This window comes from Salinarimonas rosea DSM 21201, assembly GCF_000429045.1.
Classification (GTDB): domain Bacteria; phylum Pseudomonadota; class Alphaproteobacteria; order Rhizobiales; family Beijerinckiaceae; genus Salinarimonas; species Salinarimonas rosea.
On the sequence record NZ_AUBC01000016.1, the window covers coordinates 15,506 to 36,696 of the forward strand.

Consider the following 21,191-nt stretch of genomic DNA (forward strand, 5'->3'; position numbering starts at 1 on the left):
CACCTTCCCCTACAGGGAAGGATAAGGGACGGCCCGCGAACCTCCGCGACGCCAAGAGAACCAGAAGAGTGCGCATGAACGCCCCCTCCCCCCTGCCGAGCACCGCGACGACGCGCGCCCTCGTGCCCGGCATCCTGTTCGCCACCGCGATCGCGGTGGCGGCGACGCTCGCGGCGCCCGCCGTCGCCCTCGTCTTCCCCATCCCCGCGATGGTGCTGGCGCTCCTCCTCGGCATCGCGCTGAACCGGCCCGCCGCCGCGCCCGTCTTCCAGCCGGGGCTGACCTTCTGCGTGAAGAAGCTCCTGCGCTGGGCCGTGGCGCTGCTCGGGCTTCGCATCGCGCTCGGCGACATCGTCGCGCTGGGAATCGGCGTCGCGCTCATGGTCGTCGCCTCGATGGCCCTGACGATCCTCGCCGGCTTCGCGCTCGCGCGCGCCCTCGGCCAGCGCGCGGAGTACGGCGCGCTCGCCGGCGCGGCGACCGCCGTGTGCGGCGCCTCCGCGGCCCTCGCCACGACGACGGTTCTCCCGAACTACAAGGGCAAGGAGGCCGACGTCGCTTTCGTTGTGGTCGCGGTGAACGCGCTCTCCACGCTCGCGATGATCGCCTACCCGCCGCTCGGCGCCGTGCTCGGCTTCGATCACCAGACGACGGGCGTGCTGCTCGGCGCCACCATCCACGACGTCGCGCAGGTGGTGGGCGCGGGCTACGCCGTCTCGGAGACCGCCGGCAACACCGCGGTCGTGGTGAAGCTGTTTCGCGTGTTCCTGCTCCTGCCCGTCGTGCTCGTCATCGGCTGGTGGTTCGCCCGCGCCGGCGGGCACGCGGAGAACGCGAAGGTGCCCGCGCCGGTCTTCGCCTTCGTCTTCCTGGGCCTGTGCCTCCTCAACACGGCGATGGCCTATGCGCCCGCTCTCGCGCCGATCTATGCGCCCATCCGCGAGCTCGCGATCCTGGCCTCGACCTGGGGGCTCCTGATCGCCATCGGGGCGCTGGGGCTCGGCACCTCGCTCTCGGCCATGGCCCGGCTCGGCTGGCGCCACATCGCGACCGTCACGGGCACGACCCTCGTCATCCTCGCGCTCGCCGCGGGCGCGCTCATCGTCCTCTGAGAAGACGGATCAACGCCATGGCAGACATCGTCGTCAGCGAGTTCATGGACGAAGCCGCGATCGCCGCCTCGCTGGCGGGCTTCGACGTGCTCTACGATCCCGGCCTCGTCGACCGCCCGGACGACCTCGCGGCGGCCGTGACGGGCGCCCGCGCGCTGATCGTGCGCAACCGCACGCAGGTCCGGGGTGCGCTGCTGGCGGCCGCCGACGCCCTCGTCTGCGTCGGGCGCCTCGGCGTCGGCCTCGACAACATCGACGTCGCCGCCTGCGAGGCACGGGGCGTGAGGGTGTTCCCGGCGACGGGCGCCAACGACATCGGCGTCGCGGAATACGTCGTCGGGACGGCGATGATGCTGATGCGCGGCGCCTACGGTGCGACCGACGAGGTGGTCGCCGGCGCGTGGCCGCGCAACCGGCTGATGGGCCGGGAGGTGTACGGCAAGACGCTGGGGCTCGTCGGCTTCGGCGCGATCGCCAAGGAGACGGGCAAGCGCGCCGCCGCGCTCGGCATGACGATCGTCGCATACGACCCGTTCGTGCCCGAGGACGATCCGGCCTGGTCGCAGCCCTGGGGACGCGTCGCCAAGCGCGACCTCGATGCGCTGCTCGCCGAGGCGGACGTCGTCTCGCTGCACGTGCCGCTCACCGAGAAGACGAAGAACCTGATCGACGCCGCGGCGCTCGCCGGCTGCAAGCCGGACGCGATCCTGATCAACGCCGCCCGCGGCGGGGTCGTCGACGAGCCGGCGCTCGCCGCCGCCCTGAAGGCGGGCCGCCTCGGTGGTGCAGCGCTCGACGTGTTCGCGTCGGAGCCGCTTTCGGCGGAGGCAGGCGCGGTCTTCGCCGGCTGCCCGAACCTCGTGCTGACGCCGCACATCGCCGGCGTGAGCGTCGAATCGAACGTGCGCGTCTCGGCCGTCACCGCCGAGAACGTCCGCCGCTGCCTCGAGGGAGCCTGATCCGATGCCGGTCCTGACCATCGCGGAAGCGGAGCACGTCGTCGCCGCCGCGCTCGAGCGGTCGAGCACGTCTCCCGAGAACGCCGCCCACGTCGCCCGCTCCCTCGTCGCGGCGGAGGCCGACGGGCTGAAGGGTCACGGCCTCTCGCGAGTCGCGACCTATGCGGCGCAGGCCAAGGCCGGCAAGGTCGACGGGCGGGCGACGCCGACCGCGACACGCCCGAAGCCGGGCGTGCTCGCCGTCGACGCGGCGCACGGCTTCGCTTATCCGGCGCTCGCGATCGTCGCCGACGAGCTTCCCGAGATCGCTCGCGCCCAGGGCGTGGCGGCGGCCGCGATCCGCCGCTCGCACCATTGCGGTGCGGCCGGGCATCCGGTGGAGGCGCTCGCCGAGGCGGGGCTCGTGGCGCTGCTCTTCGCCAACACGCCCGCGGCGATCGCGCCCTGGGGCGGCAAGCTCCCCGTCTTCGGCACGAACCCGATCGCCTTCGCCTGCCCGATGCCGGGCCGCGCGCCGATCGTCGTCGACCTCTCGCTCTCGAAGGTCGCCCGCGGCAACATCCTCGCGGCCAAGCAGAAGGGCGAGCCCATTCCCGAGGGCTGGGCGCTCGACGCCGACGGCAACCCCACCACGGATGCCGGCGCCGCCCTGAAGGGCACGATGCTGCCGCTCGGCGACGCCAAGGGCACCGCGCTCGCGCTCATGGTCGAGCTGCTCGCCGCAGGCATCACGGGCGCGAACTACGCGGCCGAGGCCTCCTCCTTCCTCGACGCGGAGGGCCCGCCTCCCGGCACCGGCCAGCTGATCCTCGCCCTCGACCCGATCGCGCTCGGCGGCGAGGCGTCGCTGATGCGTGTCTCCGCCCTCGCGGCGATGATCGAGGGCCAGGACGGCGCGCGCCTACCGGGAATGCGGCGGATCGCGCTGCGGGAGAAGGCGCGCGCCGAGGGCCTGACGGTGGCGGATGCGACGCTCGGGGCGATCGAGGCGCTCTGAGAGTCGCAGCGGGCTCCCGCACGGCATCGGCCGTCGGGCTCATCCGGCACGCCCCACACCCCCCACCCCTCTCCGCGAGGGAGAGGGGAGCCCCGTCGCGCGTGTCGGTGCGCGCACGCCATGCTTTCCGGCGAAGAACAGGCTTCGCCACTCATGCCGCCCGCCGAGGCTCTCCCCTCTCCCTGGTGGAGAGGGGTCGGGGGTGTGGGGCGCGGGAGGCTCTCGGGAGATTCGCGGTCGGCTACCATTCGGCACCGACCGCCGCGGACGACATCACCGGTCCGACAGCCTCCCGCCCTCCTGCGCGAGGCGGCGCAGCAGGTCCGGCACGGTGTAGGCCTCCCCGTGCGCCGCCGCATAGCGGTCGAGCGCCGCGACGATCGTCGGCAGGCCCGTCTCGTCCGCCCAGAACATCGGCCCGCCGCGCCAGGCCGGGAAGCCGTAGCCGTTGATCCAGACGACGTCGATGTCCGAGCCGCGAACCGCCTTGCCCTCCTCCAGGATGCGCGCTCCCTCCGCCACCATCGGATAGAGGCAGCGTTCCAGGATCTCCTCGTCGGAGACGGCCCGGCGCGCGATGCCCTTCTCGCGCGCCATGGCGAGGACCAGCTCCTCCGTCACGGGAGAGGGCGTCGGCCTGCGGGTTTCGTCGTAGTCGTAGAAGCCCGCCTTGGTCTTCTGGCCGCGGCGGTCCAGCTCGCACAGCCGCTCCTTCAAGGTCTCCCCCTTCGAGGTCTCCCGCGACCAGCCGAGGTCGAGCCCGGCGAGGTCGCTCATCTGGAAGGGGCCCATCGGCAGGCCGAAGGCGACCAGGACGCGGTCCACGTCCCACGGCATGGCGCCTTCGAGGACGAGGCGCGTCGCCTCCGCCTGGCGACGCGCGAGCATGCGGTTGCCGACGAAGCCGTGGGCGACGCCGACGCACACCGCCACCTTGCGCAGGCGCTTGGCCAGCGCCATCGCGGTCGCGACGGCGTCCGGCGCGGTCCGCTCGCCGCGCACGACCTCGAGCAGTTTCATGATGTTCGCCGGCGAGAAGAAGTGCAGGCCGAGCACGTCCTGCGGGCGGGACGTCGCCGCCGCGATCACGTCGACGTCGAGGTAGGAGGTGTTCGTGGCGAGGAGCGCGCCGGGCTTGGCCACGCGGTCGAGCGCCTGGAACACGGCGTGCTTCACCTCCATCGTCTCGAAAGCCGCCTCGACCACGAGATCGGCCGCGGCGAGATCGTCGTAGGAGAGCGAGGTCGCCAGCCGCCCGAGCCGCGCATCCGCCTCGCCTCGCGCGATCCGCCCCTTCGCGACGGACCCCGCATAGGTCTTCTCGATCGTGCCCCGGCCGCGACCGAGCGCCTCCTCCTTCGCCTCGACGATCGTCACGGGGAAGCCGGCGTCGAGGAAGGCCATGGCGATGCCTGCGCCCATCGTGCCGGCGCCGACGATGCCGACGCGCGCGATCGGGCGAAGCGGCACGTCCTTGCCGATGCCGGGTACCTTCGCCGCCTCGCGCTCGGCGAAGAAGGCGTGGCGCAGGGCCTTCGACTGCGGGCCCGCCTCCAGCTCGCGGAAGGTGGCGCGCTCGAGGGCGAGGCCCTCCTCGAACGGCCTGTCGAGCGCCGCGGCGACGCAGGCGATCGCCCGCTCCGGTGCGACCTGCCCCCGCAGGCGCTTCGCCGCATGGGCGCGGGCCGCCTCGAACGCTGCGGGATCGGGCGCGAGCTTCGCGGTCTCGTCGCGCACGCGGCGCACGAGCCGCTCGGGGGGGAGGTCGCGCGCCAGGAGTTCGCGCGCGAAGCCGATCGCCTCCTCGCGCAGGCTCTCCTCGCCCGTCGCCAGCGCGTCGACGACGCCGGCCTCGCGCGCGGCCTCGCCCACGAGCCGCCGTCCCTCCACGATCACCGAGAGCGCCGTCGCGATGCCGGCGAGCCGTGGCAGGCGCTGCGTGCCGCCCGCGCCTGGGACGAGCCCCAGCGAGACCTCCGGCAGGCCGAAGGCGGCCTCGGGAGTCGCGATCCGGTGATGGCAGGCCATGGCGAGCTCGAACCCGCCGCCGAGCGCCGTCCCGTGCACCGCGGCGACGACGGGCTTCGATGCGCCCTCCACCGTCGCCACGACGTCCTGCAGCGTCGGCTCGGCGCGCGGCTTGCCGAACTCGCTCACGTCCGCTCCGGCGACGAAGGTCCGCCCGGCGCAGAGCAGCACGATCGCGCGCACCTGCGCGTCGGCGCAGGCGCGGTCGATGGCGTCGACGAGCCCCGCCCGCAGCGCCGCGGAGGTGGCGTTCACGGGCGGATTGTCGAGCGTGACGACGGCGATGTCACCTTTCCGGTCGAGCGTGACGACCTCGTCGGCGGCGGTCATGGGCGGCCCTCCTGAAAACCTCTTTCGAGCGGGTCTCGCATGCCGAACGGCCACGGGGAAGACGCACGCATGCCGGAACCGTGCCGGCAGGGCACCCTCGGCGCGCGTTTCGCACGTGCCAACCGCCGTGCGGCCTGCTAAAGGCCTCGCGTCCCGGACGACCCGGGGCTCCTCCCCATGAAGAGGCGAACGGAAAGAGAGACGCCATGAGCGCGCCCACCGCACTCACCCCGAAGTCGGATTTTCTCGCGACGCTGCAGGCGCGCGGCTACATCCATCAGTGCTCCGACTATGCGGGGCTCGACGAGAAGGCGCTGGAGGGGGCGGTCACGGCGTATGTGGGCTACGACTGCACGGCGCCGTCGCTGCACGTCGGGCACCTCTTGTCCATCATGATGCTGCACTGGCTCCAGGAGACCGGCGGCAAGCCGATCGCGCTCATGGGCGGGGGCACGACGCGCGTCGGCGATCCGTCGGGCCGCGACGAGAGCCGCAAGCTCCTCACGCCGGACCAGATCGAGGCCAACAAGGAGAGCATCAAGCGCGTCTTCGGCCGCTTCATCCGCTTCGGCGAGGGGACGGGCAACGCGATGATGGTCGACAATGCCGAATGGCTCGTGCCGCTCAACTACATCGACTTCCTGCGGGACGTCGGGCGGCATTTCTCGGTCAATCGCATGCTGAGCTTCGATTCGGTGCGCCTGCGGCTGGAGCGCGAGCACGAGCTGTCGTTCCTCGAGTTCAACTACATGCTTCTCCAGGCCTACGACTTCACGGAACTCGCGCGACGCTACGGCTGCAATCTGCAGATGGGCGGCTCCGACCAGTGGGGGAACATCGTCAACGGCATCGATCTCGGCCGGCGCATGGGCACGCACCAGCTCTACGCGCTCACCTGCCCGCTGCTCACCACCGCCTCGGGCGCCAAGATGGGCAAGACGGCGGCGGGCGCGGTGTGGCTCGACGCGGGCATGCTCTCGCCCTGGGACTATTGGCAGTTCTGGCGCAACACGGAGGACGCCGACGTCGAGCGCTTCCTCAAGCTGTTCACGCTCATGCCGCTCGACGAGATCGCCCGCCTCGCCGCCCTGAAGGGCGCGGAGATCAACGAGGCGAAGAAGATCCTCGCCACCGAGGCGACCGCCCTCCTCCACGGCCGCGAGGCCGCGGACGAGGCGGCGCAGACGGCACGGCGCACCTTCGAGGAGGGCGCGCTCGCCGACACGCTGCCGACGGTGGAGGTGCCGAAGGCGCGGCTCGTCGAGGGGCTCGGCGTGCTCGCGGCCTTCGGCCCGGAGCACGCGGGCCTGGTTCCCTCGATGAGCGAGGGCCGGCGCCAGGTGAAGGGCGGGGGCCTGCGCGTCAACGACGTGCCGGTGACGGACGCCACGGCCACCCTCGGCGAGGCGGACCTGCGCGAGGGCGTGATCAAGCTGTCCTTCGGCCGCAAGAAGCACGTGCTGCTGAAGGCGGTGTGAGGGCGGGGCTGCGCCCCATCCGATGCAAGAGGCGCCCTCTCCCGGAAGGGAGAGGGCGCTTCCTCACTTCTCCAGCCGCGCCACCAGGCTCGACGTGTCCCAGCGCTTGCCGCCCATCTTCTGGACGTCGGCGTAGTACTGGTCGACGAGGGCGGTGAGCGCCAAGGTCGCGCCGTTCTTGCGGGCCTCGTCGAGGACGATGTCGAGGTCCTTGCGCATCCAGTCCACGGCGAAGCCGAAGTCGAACTCGCCCTTGGCCATTGTCTTCCAGCGGTTCTCCATCTGCCAGGAGCCGGCGGCGCCCTTCGAGATCGTCTCGAGCACGGCCTCCAGGTCGAGCCCCGCGCGCTTGCCGAAATGCACCGCCTCGGCGAGGCCCTGCACGACGCCCGCGATGCAGATCTGGTTGACCATCTTGGTGAGCTGGCCCGACCCCGCGGGACCGATCAGGCGGCACATCTTGGCGTAGGATTGGATAACGGGCTCCACGCGCTCGAAGGTCGCCTGGTCGCCGCCGCACATCACGGTGAGCGCGCCGTTCTCCGCGCCCGCCTGGCCGCCGGAGACCGGCGCGTCGACGAAGCCGAAGCCCTTCTCCCAGGACAGCGCCGAGAGCTCGCGCGCCACCTCGGCGGAGGCCGTGGTGTGGTCGACGAACACCGCGCCCTTGGCCATGCCCTTGAAGGCGCCCTCGTCGCCGATCGTCACCTCGCGCAGGTCGTCGTCGTTGCCGACGCAGGCGAACACGATCTCCTGGCCCTCGGCGGCCGCGCGCGGCGACTTGGCGAAGGCGCCGCCGTGCTCGGAGACCCAGCGCTCCGCCTTGGACTGCGTGCGGTTGTAGACGGTGACCTCGTGGCCCTTGCCCGCGAGGTGCCGGGCCATGGGGTAGCCCATCACGCCCAGTCCCAGGAACGCTACCTTCGCCATCTCTCGAGCTCCTCGGTGAGGGGATGCGTGTGCCGTGGCGCACGGTTCTAGGTCGGGCCGCCGAGCGGGTCAAACGGGGATGCGCCGCGCTCCGACGCGATCCGCGCCTTAAGCCGGAATTAACCGTAATCGGCGTTAATCGGCAGCAACGCCGAGACCGCTCGGCCCGGAGTTCAGCGTCTCATGTCCCTGCTCGTCGGGATGGCCAGGGCTGCGATCGTCGCGGCCGGTGCCGGCCTCGGCCTCGTGATCGCCTCGGCGATCGAGCCGCCGGGGTCGGGACCCTATCTCGCCTCCGTCGACCTCGCGCACGACGCTGCGTGGCCGGCCGTGGACGCGCTGCCCCCGGGAGCGGAGCTCGTGGACGAGGGCGACCGGCGGGTGCTGCGCGCCGCCGGGGAGACGCCCGCGGCGGCCGCGGCGCTCGCGACCGCCGCCGCCTACACGCTCCTCTGGAACGCGCGCGACCCGTCCCCGTCCGACGCGGCGGCGGCACCTCTCGCCCCTCCGCCCGCGGTCGCGCCGCCGGCAGCCGACCTCTCCGAGCGCCTCGACGCGATCCGGACGCGGGACGAGGCGAGCGCCACGCTGCGCCGCCTGGGCGATGCGGACGACGCCGAGCGCCTCGCGAGCGCACAGGGCCTGCCGCCCGCGGTCGAGGCCGCGGCTTCGCGCTGGGTCGAGGCCTCGATCGCCGCGGCGGACGCGCAGGACGTCTACGGGCCGCGTCACCCGAGCCGCGCCGCCGCGCTGAGGCGGCTCGAGCTCGCCCGCGACCGCCTGCTCGCCGCCGCCGGCGCCGCGCGCGAGGAGGCGCTCGCGGCGCTCGACGCGGCGCGAGAGCGGACGACCCGCCTCGAACGGGGCGCCCCCGCCGCGCCCGGCGCGACGGCCGCCGAGCAGGTCGTCGCGACCCCGGCGGCCGCCGCACCCTCCCCGGCCCCGGCGCTCCCGGCTCCGCCCCTCCTCGCCCCGCAGGTCGAAGCGTCGGCTCCCGGCGCGGCCATGCCCTGGGAGCCGATCGGCGCAGGCGCCGGCGCGCTCGTCGCGTACTTCCTCACGGCCCTGCGGCTGCCCGGGTCTGGTCGCGCGCGGTCTCGCCCGCGAAGCGCGGCCGCCGTGCCGCCGGCGGAGCCGGAGATAGGGTTCGATGTCGTCGCGCGGACGACGCCCGCGCCGCTCCCCTCCGACGCCGGCCGGTCCGCCCGGGCGCACGCCCGCGCCTCCGACGACGCACGGCGTGCGGCGGCGCTCGCCGCGACCTGGGATCGGCTCGCCGAAGCGCTCGCGGCGGGCGAGCGCGTACGCGTCCTGGTGCACGCCGAGGAGGTCGACGCCGGCGGCGCGCCCGCGGCGCTCGCCCTCGCGGAGGCCGCCTCCGCCTCCGGCCTGCGCGTGCTCCTCGTCGACGCGAGCGCGAGCGCGGGCATCCTCGCCCGCTTCGATCTCGGGGAGGATGCGCGGTCGGTCGGACGCCTGATCGACCTCGACCCCGTCCTCGACGCCCGGGCCGTGCGCCTGCCGCACCTCGCCGACCGGGACGATCCGCGGGGCTGGCGTGCCGAGCACGCTTCGTGCATGCTCCGTCTCGTCGAGACCAGTTTCGACCTCGTCGTCGTGGCGACGCCGGACGAGCCCGACGCCGCGCAGGCGGACATGCTCGCCGGCGAGGTCACGACGCTGGCGTTGGCGCCGGGCGCGGTCGAGCCCGACGCGGAACGAGCGGCGGCCTGACCACCGGGGCGGTCGCCCGGCCTTCGGCGACGACGGGCGGATATACGATCCGTTCACCCGTGCACGCCATGCTGCCGCCGGCCGGCCGAGACCGGCTGCGCGCGTCGAGAGGGGGTGGGCCGCATGTTCGTCGTCGCCGTCGCCCTCGTTTCGGGCGCAGCCTTCCTCGCCATCGCGGCCCCGGCGCTGGGCCTCGCGACCGCGATCCTCGCCGCGCCGTTCGTCGCGAGCCTCGCGGCGGGGGCGGCCATCCTCGTCGCCGATCTCGCCTTCCGCTCCCGCTTCGGCCTCGACCGCCGCATCGCGGCGCTGCGCGGCCTCCTCGCCCGCGCCCGCCGCGACGACCGGCCCACCTCCCGCGAACGAACCTCCCGCGACCGCACCTCCCGCGACCGGCCCCGCAAGCGCGCCTGACGCGCGGCATGCCGCTTGCTGCCCCGGGGCACGACACCGGCTGCACCGCCTCATCGCCGGTGCCGATGGGTCGACATGGAACCGTGCGGGCTGCGAGATGTATCAAAATGAGCGAAAATTGTCGCTGACGCGCCTGCGTTCGCCCGATGCGACCTCGTTCGTGTGGGCGGTGCTCGATCAGGCCGTGGTCTCCGGCGGCAGCTTCGCGACCTCGATCCTCCTCGCCCGTGCGCTCGGCCCCGACGATTTCTCCGTGTGGGCCGCGATCTGGATCGCCGTCTTCGTCGCGCTCGAGTTCCAGCTCGCGCTCGCCGTCGTGCCGCTCCAGGTCTTCACGCACGAGGCGCGCAGCCGCGGCGACCACGGGTTCACCGGGCGCATGCTGACGCTCGCGCTCGTCTTCCTCGTCGCGATGGCCGCGCTCGGCCTCGCCGCGGCGGCGGTGCTGGACGCGCTCGGCTGGGCCGCGATCGGGCCGGCGGCGCTCGCGGCGGCGGCCTTCGGCGTGCCCTTCCTCGCCTGCGAGTTCGTCCGCAAGCTCCTCTTCCTCGACCGGCGCGGGCCGCTCGCCCTCGCGCTCGACGCGCTGCGCTTCGGCGGGCTCTTCGGCGTCGCCGCGCTCGGGTGGGGCTTCGCGGACGCGTCCGGCGGCGCGACGGGCGCTTACGCCTTCGCCTACGGCGCCGGGCTCGTGAGCCTCGTCGTGCTCGGCGTCGGGATCGTCGCGAGCGGCGTGCGGCCGAGCCTGTCCCCGCTCGCCCTGGTGAAGACCGCCGCCGGCTCCTGGAAGTATTCCCGCTGGCTCGTCGTCCTGGCCGGCTCGCGGCGCGCCGGCTTCGACCTGATCTACGTCCTCGCCGGCAGCGCGCTCGGCATGACGGCGGTCGGCGGGCTGCGCATCCTCCACCAGATCCTCAGCGTCTCGCACATCGCGCTGCAGACCATGCAGAACGTCGTGCCGGGCATGGCGAGCCGAAAGCTCGTCGCCGAGGGGCCGCAGGCGCTCACGCGCTACACGGTCTCGCTCGCGGCGCTGACCATCCCCGCCGCGATCACCCTCGTGGGCTTCACCTCCGCCTTCGACGAGCTGCTCGTCGTCGGCCTGTTCGGGCCGGAATGGCGCGCCTACGCCTCCGCGCTGCCGGTGCTCGCCGTCGGCTACGCCGCGATGATCGCGGCCTATCCGTTCATGTTCCAGCTCCAGGCCAAGCGTGACAGCGCCGCGCTGCTGGCGGCGAGCGTCGTGGCGTCCACGGTGGCGCTGGGGTCCTTCTTCCCGCTCGCGGATGCGCTCGGCGTGCACGGCGCGGCGATCGCCTTCAGCCTGAGCCTCGTGGTCGAGGCGGCGCTGCTCACCGGCTTCGCCGTGCGCGGCTTCGGCGGCAGCGTGCTGGGGGAGGACGGCGCATGACGAGCCGGGCGTCCGCGCAAGCCCAGCAGCTCCAGGCGCCCTACCCTCTCGCGTCGGCGGCGCCCACCGCCGGCGGCGGCGCGGTGTCCGCGAGCCTGCTCGCGACGGTGCTCTACGTCTGCGCCTTCTTCGCCTACGTCTACTTCTGGCCGATCTCGCGCCATCTCGGCGTGCCCGCGCTCGCCGCTCTGCTCGCGGCGGCACTGCTCTCGATCGTCTGCGCGCGACGGGCCTACCTGCCCGGCGCGATGATCGCGCTGCCCGTGCTCGCGGGCGTCTACGTCGCCCTGTCCTTCGCCGGCGTGCTGCCCGCCGCCTGGACGCAGGTCTACGACCGCGGCGCCATCGCCCAGCAGTCGGTGGGCTACATCGCCATGCCGATCCTCGTCTCGGCGAACGTCAACGCCCTCGTCGTGCTGGCGCGCTACCCCACTCTGGTGAAGCGCGTCCTCGTGCCCGCGGGCGTGATCGGCGGGCTCGTCCTCAACCCGCTCGTGCTCACCCTTTTCGGCGAGCCGCTGGAGGGCGGGCACAGCTACTTCCTGCTCAACAGCTTCTCGGGCGCCGAGCTGATCCTCACCGCCCTGATCGGCTGGTGGGTGTTCCACGCGCTCTCGGGCGTCGCGCCGTTCCTCGCCGTGCCGATCCTGATCGTGCTGACGACGCACCTGAACACGGCGCTCGCCTTCCTCGCCCTCCTCGTCTTCCGCACGCGCCGCCTGCTCGTGCTCGGGTCGCTCGCGGGCGTCCTGCTCTTCCTCGCGACCGGCGTCGTGGCGCCGCTGTTCTGGGAGCCGCTCCTCGCCCTCGACGCCAACAACGGCATCCGCGCCGTGTTCTGGGGCGATGCCTGGCTCGCGGTGCGCGACACCTGGGGCGTCGGCGTCGGCTTCGGCCGCGAGGCGATCCGCGGCGTCTACTATTTCTACGCCGAGCCGTGGTCCCTGAAGCGGCCCGACGAGCCGGACTTCCTGTTCATCGGCGTGCACAACGCCGTCGTCCAGGCCGGTTACCGGCTCGGCATCCTGGGCGCCGTCCTCGTCGTCCTGCTGATCGTCCGCCTGCGGCCGCGCCGCAGCCCGCGCACGGCGACGGAGCAGTTCGACGCCTGGCTGTTCTTCGTCTTCGTCATGGTCGTGTGCTCGAACGTCGCGATCACGGGCATGTACCACCTGCCCGGCGTCACCGCCGTGTGGGCCTGGCTCGCCCTGCGCAACGATCCCGCCTGCATCCGCACCTTCGCCATCAAGGGAGAAGCCCATGTCGGTCCCACCGATCGATGAGCGAGATCGCCTGTTCTCGCTGCCGCGCCAGGTCGAGGCCGCGGACACCCGCTCCCTGGGGACGGACCTGGCGTCGGCGGTGCGCGACGCGGCCGGACTGCTGGGCCGGCTGCGCCGGCGGCTCGGGCTGATCCTCGGCCTCGCGCTCGCCTTCGGCGCGATGGGTGCCGCGTACGGGTACCTGACACCCGCCACCTACAAGTCGACGACGCGGGTGATGATCGATCCGCGCGAGCCGCAGGTCGTTCCGGGCGCCTTCGTGCCGGGCGCGCAGACGCCCGACATCGTGCGCCTGGAGAGCCAGGTCGCGATCATCACCTCCTACAACGTCCTCGCCGCCGCGCACGCGGCGCTCGGCTCCGCCCCCGAGAGCCCCGGCGTCGTCGATCGCCTGCGCGCGCTCGTCGACGGCGAGGCGCCGCGCCGCGAAGCCGGCACGGATCGCGCCATCGAGGCGCTCGCACGCTCGGTCACGGTCGACCGCGTGCCCGGCACCTACGTGCTCGAGCTCACCGCCCAGGCGCACACGCCGGAGCGTGCGCAGGCGGTCGCGGACGCCGTCGTCGCCGCCTATCTCGAGGACCAGGCCCGCGCCGAGCGCGACGAGCTCGGTCGCGCCGGGCGCCTCCTCGACGAGCGTCTCGAGGGTCTGCGCGCCCGCGTGCGCGAGGCCGAGGCGGCGGTCCAGGACTTCGCCCGGCTCAACGGCATCGTGCGCGCCGGCGAGACCGAGATCGACGGCCAGCAGCTCGCCCTCCTGAACCAGGAATACGCGGCGGCGCGGGCGGACGCCTCCGCGGCGCGGGCTCGCCTCGAGGCGGTCGAGCGCGTCGCGCGCGGCGAGGCGGGGATCGACGCGCTCCCGCAGGCGGTCTCCTCGGGAACGGTCCAGAGCCTGCGCGCCGCGCTCACCGAGGCGCTCGACCGCGAGGCCGCGCTCGCGAGCGAGCTCCTGCCGAACCATCCGCGCATGGTCCGCGCCCGGGAGCAGGTCGAGGGCCTGCAGGCGCAGCTGCGCGCCGAGCTCGGCCGTGCCGCCCAGAGCGTGCGCGACGAGTTCCGCATCGCCGAGGATCGCGAGCGGGAGATGCTGGCGCGCGTCGAGGAGGCGGCCTCGCGCACCACCGCCCTCGACGAGCGGATGATCGAGCTGCGCGCCCTCCAGCGCGAGGCGGCCGCGAGCCAGGGCGTGCTCAACGACTATCTCTCGCGGATGAACGAGGTCACCGAGCAGGTCGGGCTGCAGCTGCCGACCGCGCGGGTGCTCTCGCCCGCGAGCCTGCCGCACCGCCCGAGCAGCCTGCCGCCCCTCGTCCTCGCGCTCCTGGCCGCGGTCGCGGGCGCCTGCATCGGCGCGGCCATCGCGCTCACGGCGGAGGCGCTCGCGCCCGCGCAAGCGCCGCAGCCGCGGGCGCTGCGCACGGCGTGACGCAGAGGAATCAACAGAGAGAAATGCGGCGAATGGTTCTCGAATTGCACTCGTTCCGGCAACGGAGCGGCAAGCGTCGGATCTCGTGTCGCCCTGGGACAGATCAGCGTGGGAGTTCGTACCAATGTGGACTAGCCAGACCCTGAGCGCCCCATTCGCGCCGATCGGTGCGGACGAGCGCGAGCTTCCCGGCGACGTCGTGCGCGCGATCGAGGCGGAGGAGGAGCGGCGTCTCGCCAAGCGCGGCGACGGCGGCGGCCGCACCGTCCTCGTCGTCGGCGGCGGCGGATACGTCGGCGTCCCCGTCATCGAGCACCTGCTCGCCCGCGGCTACCGGGTGCGCAACCTCGACCTCGGCGTCTACCGCAACGGCCCGGCCTCGATGGGGCTCGCGGCACGCGACGGCTACGAGTTCCTCCACGGCGACTTCGGCGATCGCGACGTGGTCGTGCGGGCGCTCGACGGCGTGAGCGACGTCGTCATCCTCGGCGGCCTCGTCGGCGACCCGATCACCAAGAAGTTCCCCGAGGCGTCCGCCGCGATCAACGAGCGCGGCATGCTCTCCTTCATCGCCGCGCTCGACGGGCGCGCGCTCAACAAGGTGATCTTCGTCTCGACCTGCTCGAACTACGGCATGATCTCGGAGGATCGGATCGCCGACGAGAGCTTCGAGCTGCGCCCGCTGTCGCTCTACGCCAAGGCCAAGGTCGGCATCGAGCGCCACCTCGCCTCGCTGCGGGGCAAGGTCGACTACGACGTCACGATCCTGCGCTTCTCCACCGCCTTCGGGCTGGCGCCGCGGATGCGCTTCGACCTCACGGTCAACGAGTTCACCCGCGAGCTCTTCCTCGGGCGCGAGCTCGTCGTCTACGATGCCGCGACCTGGCGGCCCTATTGCCACGTGCGCGACTTCGCCCGCGTGATCGACCGCGTGCTGCGCCTGCCGCACGAGAGGGTGAGCTTCGAGACGTTCAACGTCGGCGCCGACCGCAACAACCACACGAAGCGCAGCATCGTCGAGCTGATCCGCCGCCGCCTGCCCCAGGCGCGGGTCAAGGAGGTCAGCGCCTCGAACGACCCGCGCAACTACCGCGTCAGCTTCGCCAAGATGCGCGACGAGCTGATGATCGAGCCGATCCACTCGGTGGAGGACGGGATCGACGAGATCCTGGAGGCGCTCTCCAACCGCGTCTTCGAGGACGTCGAGGAGCGCCGCGACTTCTACGGCAACTACGCGCTTCCCGGGCTGCGCGGCGGGGCGGCGGCGATCGCCCGCGGCACGGCCGGCAAGCCCCGCGCGGTGATCCTCGCCGGCGGCAAGGGGGTGCGGCTGCGGCCCTACACGGCGAGCCTGCCCAAGCCCCTCGTGCCGCTCGGGGACAAGCCCATCCTCGAGATCGTGCTGCGCCAGCTGGCCGCCTGCGGCTTCGGCCGCGCGACGCTGACGCTCGGCCACCTCTCGGGCCTCATCCGCGCCTTCGTCGACCAGCAGGCCTCGCTGCGCTCGCAGATCGACATCGACTTCGTCGACGAGGAGGCGCCCACCGGCACCGCCGGCTCGCTGGCGAGCGTCGGCGGCCTCGACGAGCCCTTCCTCGTGATGAACGGCGACGTGCTGACCGACATCGACTACGGCGCGGTGCTGCGCGACCACACGGCGTCGGGCGCGGCGCTGACGATCGCGACGCACAATCGCAGCGTCAAGATCGACCTCGGCGTCCTCGATGTCGACGACGGCGGCAACGTCGTCGGCTACCACGAGAAGCCGGAGATGCGCCACGACGTCTCCATGGGCATCTACGCCTACAGCCCCCGCGTCCTGCGCCACATTCGCGCCGGCGAATATCTCGACTTCCCCGATCTCGTGCTGCGGCTGATCGCGGCGGGCGAGACGGTGCGCGTCTACCGCAACGAAGCGATGTGGCTCGATATCGGGCGGCCGGAGGACTACGCCCGCGCCCAGGAGCTCGTCGAGACCCGCTCGGCCGACCTCAACCTCGGAGCCGCCTGATGAGCGACTGGATCTATCCACTCTCCACCCCCGATCTCGGCCAGGCGGAGGAGGACGCGCTCGTCGCCTGCGTCCGCTCCGGCTGGCTCTCGACGGGGCCGCGCGCCGCCGCCTTCGAGGCGCGCTTCGCCGAGCTCCACGGCGTGCGCCACGCGATCGCCGTGACGAACGGCACAGCCGCCCTCCACCTCGCCTACGCCGCGCTCGGGATCGGGCGCCAGCCGGGCGAGGAGGTGATCCAGCCGTCGATCAACTTCATCGCCGCCGCCAACATGACGGTCGCGAGCGGCGCGACGCCCGTCTTCGGGGACATCCTCTCCCTCGACGAGCCGACGCTCGATCCCGCCGAGGTCGAGGCCCGCATCGGGCCGCGCACCGTCGCCGTCGTCGCCATGCACTACGGCGGCTACCCGTCGCGGATGGCCGCGCTCGAGGCGATCTGCCGGCGCAACGGGCTTCGCCTGATCGAGGACGCCTGCCACGCCCCGCTCCAGACGGCGCCGGACGGGCGGTACCTCGGCACGATCGGCGACGTCGGCTGCTTCTCGTTCTTCTCCAACAAGAACATGACCTGCGGCGAGGGCGGCATGGTCGTGACGAACGACGACGCGCTCGCCGCACGCATCCGCTCGCTGCGCTCCCACGGCATGACCTCGCTGACCTGGGAGCGCCACTCGCGGCGGCTCGGGACCTACGACGTCGTGGACACGGGCTTCAACTACCGCATGGACGACCTGCGCGCCGCGCTCGCGACGGTCCAGCTCGAGCGCCTTCCCGAGGCGAACGCCCGCCGGCGCGCGCTCGCGCGGTCCTATGCCGAGGCGTTCGGCTCCGCGCCGGAGGGCGTGCGCTACGTCTTCGGTGCGGCGGCGCGGGACGGCGCCGGCGCGGCGCACGTCGCGGCGATCGTCGTCGACCCGGCCCTGCGCGACGTCGTGCGCGCGGGCCTCGCCGCGGCGGGCATCCAGACCAGCCTGCACTACCCACCGGCACACGAGATGACGGCCTTCGCCGGCGTCGCGTCGTCGGGCCTCGCCCGCTCGGAGACCTTCGCGCGCAGCGTGATCACGCTGCCGCTCTACCCGACCATGCCCGACGAGGCGCCCGCCGAGATCGCCGCGGCGGTGTCGCGGGTCCTCGCGGAGGCCGCGGTCGCGCCCCGAAAGACCGGAACCGACGCATGAGCACCCCCGAGCATCGCCGGTCGAGCCGCGTCGGCCGCAGGGCGACGTCGCTCTTCCTCGTCCAGCTGCCGCCGCCGCGCCACGGCGCGACCCTCGTCGCGGACGCGATCCGGCGCATGCTCGTGGCGGACGGGCGCGTCGCGGTCGAGCATCTGTGGGGCGGCAGCGCGCGGGCGATCGCCGACATCGGCAGGAAGACGCCGGCGAAGCTGCTGGGCTTCGGCGGGCTCGTCGCCCGCCTCCTCGCGCGCCGGCTCGTCGGCCGGCGCGCAGACACGGCCTATCTCTCCTTCACGCCCTGGGCGCACACGGCCGTGCGCGACGCGCTCGTCGCGATGCTGGCCAAGGGCGTCGCGGACCGCGTCCTCGTCCACGTCCACTGCGAGGGCCTCGACGCGATGATCGACGGCACGAGCCGCAAGGACGCGTTCCTGCGCCGCGCCTTCGCGGGCACGGAGCTCGTCGCCATCACCGGCGAGACCGCGCGGATCGGGCGCGCGAGCGGGCTCTTCCGCGACGTGCACCTCCTGTACAACCACGCGCTCGACCCCGGCGAACCGGGGATCGCCCCCGAGGGCCCGCTGCGCGTCGGCTGGTTCGGGCGCTTCGACCCGCGCAAGGGGGTGCTCGCGGCGATCGACGCCGCCGCGGCCGCGCGCGCGGCGGGGCACGACATCCGCCTCGCCATCGGCGGAAGCCCGACCGTCGAGCTCGATGCCGAGGCGCTGGAGGCGCGGCTGCGGGCGGCCGGCCTCGCCGACGTCACCGAGACCCGCTACAATCCCGACGAGGACGGCAAGGCGGAGTTCCTGAGCCGGCTCGACGTCTTCCTCTACCCGAGCGAGCACGACCACGCGCCGCTGGCGCTGATCGAGGGCCTCGCCCACGGGCTGGTGCCGATCGTGCTCACGCAGGGCGGGATTCCCGAGATGGTCGGTCCGCGCTTCGCGACCAACGTGATCGAGCGGACGCTGCCTCCGCAGGAGCGCGTGCAGCGCATGGCGGCGCGGATCGCGGCCATCGCCGCCGACCGCGAGGGCCTCCTCGCCGACCGGCGCGCGGCCCGCGCGCGCTACCTCTCCTCCTTCAGCGAGGACGCGTTCGAGACGCGGCTCCTCGACATCTTCGGCGCCGTGCCGCATTCTGGCCCCGCACGGGCCGCGACGGCGGACGAGGCGGAGCCGACGGAGGTGTAGATGGCGACCGGCGATCGTCTCTCGATCCTGCTCCTCGTCGACGCGCCGCTCGTCCCGCGCTGGCAGGGCGACGTGATCACGGCGCTGCGCGACGACGCACGCATCGCGCTCCACGTCGCCGCCTACCCGGCCGGGACCCCGGGTGGCGGGCACGCGCGCCGCCCCGGGCCGGGCTTCCGCATCGCCGACGCCATCGAGCGGATCGTTTCGCGCCGGGTCTGGAACTCGCCGCTCCTGCGCCAGGGCTACGACGGCGACGCCCTCGTCCCGGTGGTCTCCGATGCCGCCCCCCCGCCCCCGAGGCCCGACGTCGTCCTCTCCCTGAGCGCCAACGCGCCGCGAAACGCCGGCATCGTCGCGCGCTTCGGCGTCTGGACGCTGGAGGTCGACGGCGTGCCGGTACCGGACGCCGGGCCCTTCGGCTATTACGCGGTCGCCTCGGACCATCCGCTCTCTCGCCTCGCCCTCGTCGTGGTCCGCGGAAGCGGCGGCGCGGCGGGCGGCACGATCGCGCAGGCGCTCTGCAAGACGTTCCAGCCGTCCTGGAACGAGAATCGCCGCCGGCTCGAGGCGCGTGCCGCGACCCTCGTGGTCGATACGCTGGTCGCGCTCGCGGTCGAGCGGCAGCTGCCGGCTCCCATCGGAGCCGGCCCGGCCCCGGCCTGGCTGCGCCCCCGTCCGATCTATCCGTGGGTCCTGGCCCGCTGCCTGAGACGTCTCGGCGTGCGCGTCCTCCAGAAGCTCCTCTACGACGAGCGCTGGCAGCTCGCGCTGTTCGACCTCGACGAGGCGGCGACGACCGGCGCGTCCCCGCGCCCGCGCTTCGTCACCGGCCCCTTTCGCGCCGATCCGTGCTTCGAGGAGGACGGCGAGGACGTCTACGTCTTCCACGAGACCATGGGCGGCACACCGGAGAAGGGCGAGATCTCGGTCCTGCGCCTGCGCGACGACACGGTCGAGGACCTGGGCGTGGCGATCGCGCAGCCCTACCACATGTCCTTCCCCATGGTGTTCCGGGTCGACGGCGAGCGCTGGATGATCCCCGAGAGCAGCGCGAACGGGACGATCGAGCTGTGGCGCGCGCAGGACTTCCCCCTCGGCTGGGTCAAGGACCGCGACCTGATGACCGGCGTCTCGGCGTCGGACACCGTGCTCTGGCGCGGCGCCGACCGCTGGTGGATGTTCACCAACATCGACCGCCGCGCCGCGCCCGATCATTGCCACGAGCTCCACCTGTTCTGGTCGGACGATTTCCGCAGCAGCCGCTGGCAGCCCCACCCGATGAACCCGGTCGTGCGCGACGTGTCGCGCGCGCGCATGGCGGGGCGGATCTTCCAGGACGAGGCGGGCGGGCTCGTGCGGTGCGCGCAGGACAACCGCTTCTACTACGGCGACCGGCTGCGCTTCATGCGGATCGACGAGCTGTCGCCGGAGGCCTACCGCGAGCGGGAGATCGACGCGGTCGATCTCGGCTGGGTGCCCGACGCGAACGGGCAGCACCACATCGACCGGCTGGGCTCCCTCGTCGTGACGGACGTGCGCTTCCGCTGGCCGCGCTGGCGCCGGCTCGGGCCGATCGTGCACGATCAGGGGATCGTGCGCTCGCTGGCCACGCGGCTCGGCGGTCTCCAGCCGTCGGGCTGCGGGCGCATCACCGCGGGGCGCCGCCCGCGGGGGCCGTCGCTGCGCTCGGCCTGATCGGCGCACACGCACACGGCTTCGTCGGTCGTCGGCCGACGGGGAACCGTGCTGCCGATGGGCGGGAGACGCCGACGCTCTCCCCTTTTTTCCCGGTGAGGAGGGGCCGGGGGCGCGCGAGGCTCGGGGCCGTGGTGACGGCCGCTCCCGAGGACGCCGGAACCGGCTCTCCGCTCAGCCCGAGGTGCGAGGATCGGCCGGCGGGATGGCGGCGGGGCCGGCGCGGGACTCCACGAGCGTGGCGATCACGAAGCGCGGGGCGAGGACGAGATAGCGGCGCCACAGCCGGCGCGGCTCGCTCAGGAGGCGATGCAGCCATTCGAGGCCCAGGCGCCGCATCACGAACGGCGCGCGCCGCACCCGGCCGGTGGCGAAGTCGAACGCGGCGCCGACGCCGAGGCAGACGATGCCCTCCAGCTCCGCACTGTTCTCGTGGAGCCATTTCTCCTGCTTCGGGCAGCCGAGGCCGACCCACAGCACGCGCGCGCCGGAGTCCCGGATGCGGGCGAGCGTCCAAGCCCGCTCCACCTCCGAGAGCGCACGGAACGGCGGCGTCTCCGCGCCGGCGACGACGAGGCCGGGCGTCTCGGCGCGCAGCCGCTCGGCCAGCGCCTGCGCGACGCCGTCGGCGCCGCCGTAGAAATAGTGCGCCCAGCCCTGCGCCGCGGTCTCGCGGCAGAACGCGCCCAGGAAATCCGGGCCGCAGACACGCTCGACACCCGCATGCCCGCGCAGGCGGCCGGTCCAGGCGAGCGGCTGGCCGTCGGGCATGACGAGATCGGCCCCCGCCAGCGCCGCCTTGTGCGCGGGATCCTCCTGCGCCCGCATGATCGAGTGGACGTCGCTGAAGCAGACGTAGCGCGTCTCCCGGCGCGCGACGAAGCCCGCGACCTCGTCCAGGGCGCGGCGCACGTTGACCATGGCGACGTCGACGCCGAGGATGCGGCAGCGGGACGGGGGCGTTTGCGTCTTCACGGCTGGAGCCTCGGTCGCAGGA

The 21,191-nt window shown here is 73.4% G+C and carries 16 protein-coding genes; 13 read left to right on the top strand and 3 right to left on the bottom strand.

From position 1 onward, the window contains the following. Window positions 1-74: 74 nt before the first annotated feature. The 3 genes from G407_RS0113425 to G407_RS0113435 are packed head-to-tail and all read left to right on the top strand — an operon-like array spanning window position 75 to window position 3,068. On the top strand, window positions 75-1,112 hold the full coding sequence (locus G407_RS0113425; protein ID WP_052341344.1) for a YeiH family protein: 1,038 nt from the start codon (window positions 75-77) through the stop codon (window positions 1,110-1,112). A 17-nt stretch (window positions 1,113-1,129) separates the two neighbouring features. Next, complete coding sequence (locus G407_RS0113430) at window positions 1,130-2,071, top strand: hydroxyacid dehydrogenase (RefSeq protein WP_029031207.1); 942 nt, start codon at window positions 1,130-1,132, stop codon at window positions 2,069-2,071. Window positions 2,072-2,075: 4 nt separating this feature from the next. Beyond that, complete coding sequence (locus tag G407_RS0113435) at window positions 2,076-3,068, top strand: Ldh family oxidoreductase (RefSeq protein ID WP_029031208.1); 993 nt, start codon at window positions 2,076-2,078, stop codon at window positions 3,066-3,068. A gap of 273 nt (window positions 3,069-3,341) precedes the next feature. On the opposite strand, the gene G407_RS0113440 is transcribed toward G407_RS0113435, so the two are convergent. Continuing rightward, on the bottom strand, window positions 3,342-5,426 hold the full coding sequence (locus G407_RS0113440) for a 3-hydroxyacyl-CoA dehydrogenase NAD-binding domain-containing protein (RefSeq protein ID WP_029031209.1): 2,085 nt from the start codon (window positions 5,424-5,426) through the stop codon (window positions 3,342-3,344). A 206-nt stretch (window positions 5,427-5,632) separates the two neighbouring features. Between G407_RS0113440 and tyrS the strand changes: the two genes are divergently transcribed. Next, window positions 5,633-6,904 (top strand): tyrosine--tRNA ligase, encoded by a 1,272-nt coding sequence (tyrS, locus tag G407_RS0113445; RefSeq protein WP_029031210.1) that lies wholly within the window; start codon window positions 5,633-5,635, stop codon window positions 6,902-6,904. Between the two features lie 63 nt (window positions 6,905-6,967). Here the strand turns inward: tyrS and G407_RS0113450 are convergent, their stop codons facing one another. Then, window positions 6,968-7,834, bottom strand: coding sequence for an NAD(P)-dependent oxidoreductase (locus tag G407_RS0113450; protein WP_029031211.1), 867 nt, complete (start codon window positions 7,832-7,834; stop codon window positions 6,968-6,970). 183 nt (window positions 7,835-8,017) lie between these two features. Here G407_RS0113450 and G407_RS30510 point away from each other — a divergent pair, with 183 nt between their 5' ends. The 9 genes from G407_RS30510 to G407_RS30515 all read left to right on the top strand — a co-directional run bounded on the left by G407_RS30510 (window position 8,018) and on the right by G407_RS30515 (window position 20,194). After that, window positions 8,018-9,568 (top strand): hypothetical protein, encoded by a 1,551-nt coding sequence (locus G407_RS30510; RefSeq protein ID WP_029031212.1) that lies wholly within the window; start codon window positions 8,018-8,020, stop codon window positions 9,566-9,568. Window positions 9,569-9,691: 123 nt separating this feature from the next. Continuing rightward, a complete protein-coding gene (locus G407_RS0113460; protein ID WP_029031213.1) occupies window positions 9,692-9,982 on the top strand; it encodes a hypothetical protein in 291 nt (96 codons plus the stop codon). A gap of 118 nt (window positions 9,983-10,100) precedes the next feature. Next, window positions 10,101-11,393, top strand: a complete 1,293-nt coding sequence (locus G407_RS0113465; protein ID WP_029031214.1) for a lipopolysaccharide biosynthesis protein — start codon at window positions 10,101-10,103, stop codon at window positions 11,391-11,393. Next, window positions 11,390-12,676, top strand: coding sequence for an O-antigen ligase family protein (locus G407_RS0113470; protein WP_029031215.1), 1,287 nt, complete (start codon window positions 11,390-11,392; stop codon window positions 12,674-12,676). Before G407_RS0113465 ends, G407_RS0113470 begins: the two co-directional genes overlap by 4 nt. Further along, on the top strand, window positions 12,654-14,105 hold the full coding sequence (locus G407_RS0113475; protein WP_029031216.1) for a GumC family protein: 1,452 nt from the start codon (window positions 12,654-12,656) through the stop codon (window positions 14,103-14,105). The genes G407_RS0113470 and G407_RS0113475 overlap by 23 nt, the downstream gene beginning before the upstream one ends. A 124-nt stretch (window positions 14,106-14,229) precedes the next feature. Further along, window positions 14,230-16,116, top strand: coding sequence for a sugar phosphate nucleotidyltransferase (locus G407_RS32365; protein ID WP_084327523.1), 1,887 nt, complete (start codon window positions 14,230-14,232; stop codon window positions 16,114-16,116). Further along, window positions 16,116-17,300, top strand: a complete 1,185-nt coding sequence (locus G407_RS27685) for a DegT/DnrJ/EryC1/StrS family aminotransferase (RefSeq protein WP_052341345.1) — start codon at window positions 16,116-16,118, stop codon at window positions 17,298-17,300. The genes G407_RS32365 and G407_RS27685 overlap by 1 nt, the downstream gene beginning before the upstream one ends. After that, window positions 17,297-18,496: a glycosyltransferase gene (locus G407_RS0113495; RefSeq protein ID WP_029031217.1), complete on the top strand. Its 1,200-nt coding sequence runs from the start codon at window positions 17,297-17,299 to the stop codon at window positions 18,494-18,496. The genes G407_RS27685 and G407_RS0113495 overlap by 4 nt, the downstream gene beginning before the upstream one ends. Continuing rightward, on the top strand, window positions 18,497-20,194 hold the full coding sequence (locus tag G407_RS30515) for a glucosamine inositolphosphorylceramide transferase family protein (RefSeq protein WP_052341346.1): 1,698 nt from the start codon (window positions 18,497-18,499) through the stop codon (window positions 20,192-20,194). A 174-nt stretch (window positions 20,195-20,368) separates the two neighbouring features. Here G407_RS30515 and G407_RS27695 read toward each other — a convergent pair whose 3' ends face one another. Beyond that, window positions 20,369-21,169, bottom strand: coding sequence for a WecB/TagA/CpsF family glycosyltransferase (locus G407_RS27695; RefSeq protein WP_052341347.1), 801 nt, complete (start codon window positions 21,167-21,169; stop codon window positions 20,369-20,371). Window positions 21,170-21,191 lie beyond the last annotated feature (22 nt).

Coding starts and splice junctions, on each gene's coding strand:
- G407_RS0113425 (WP_052341344.1), top strand. CDS start 75: ATGAACGCCCCCTCCCCCCTGCCGAGCACCGCGACGACGCGCGCCCTC.
- G407_RS0113430 (WP_029031207.1), top strand. CDS start 1,130: ATGGCAGACATCGTCGTCAGCGAGTTCATGGACGAAGCCGCGATCGCC.
- G407_RS0113435 (WP_029031208.1), top strand. CDS start 2,076: ATGCCGGTCCTGACCATCGCGGAAGCGGAGCACGTCGTCGCCGCCGCG.
- G407_RS0113440 (WP_029031209.1), bottom strand. CDS start 5,426: ATGACCGCCGCCGACGAGGTCGTCACGCTCGACCGGAAAGGTGACATC.
- tyrS (WP_029031210.1), top strand. CDS start 5,633: ATGAGCGCGCCCACCGCACTCACCCCGAAGTCGGATTTTCTCGCGACG.
- G407_RS0113450 (WP_029031211.1), bottom strand. CDS start 7,834: ATGGCGAAGGTAGCGTTCCTGGGACTGGGCGTGATGGGCTACCCCATG.
- G407_RS30510 (WP_029031212.1), top strand. CDS start 8,018: ATGTCCCTGCTCGTCGGGATGGCCAGGGCTGCGATCGTCGCGGCCGGT.
- G407_RS0113460 (WP_029031213.1), top strand. CDS start 9,692: ATGTTCGTCGTCGCCGTCGCCCTCGTTTCGGGCGCAGCCTTCCTCGCC.
- G407_RS0113470 (WP_029031215.1), top strand. CDS start 11,390: ATGACGAGCCGGGCGTCCGCGCAAGCCCAGCAGCTCCAGGCGCCCTAC.
- G407_RS0113475 (WP_029031216.1), top strand. CDS start 12,654: ATGTCGGTCCCACCGATCGATGAGCGAGATCGCCTGTTCTCGCTGCCG.
- G407_RS32365 (WP_084327523.1), top strand. CDS start 14,230: ATGTGGACTAGCCAGACCCTGAGCGCCCCATTCGCGCCGATCGGTGCG.
- G407_RS27685 (WP_052341345.1), top strand. CDS start 16,116: ATGAGCGACTGGATCTATCCACTCTCCACCCCCGATCTCGGCCAGGCG.
- G407_RS0113495 (WP_029031217.1), top strand. CDS start 17,297: ATGAGCACCCCCGAGCATCGCCGGTCGAGCCGCGTCGGCCGCAGGGCG.
- G407_RS30515 (WP_052341346.1), top strand. CDS start 18,497: ATGGCGACCGGCGATCGTCTCTCGATCCTGCTCCTCGTCGACGCGCCG.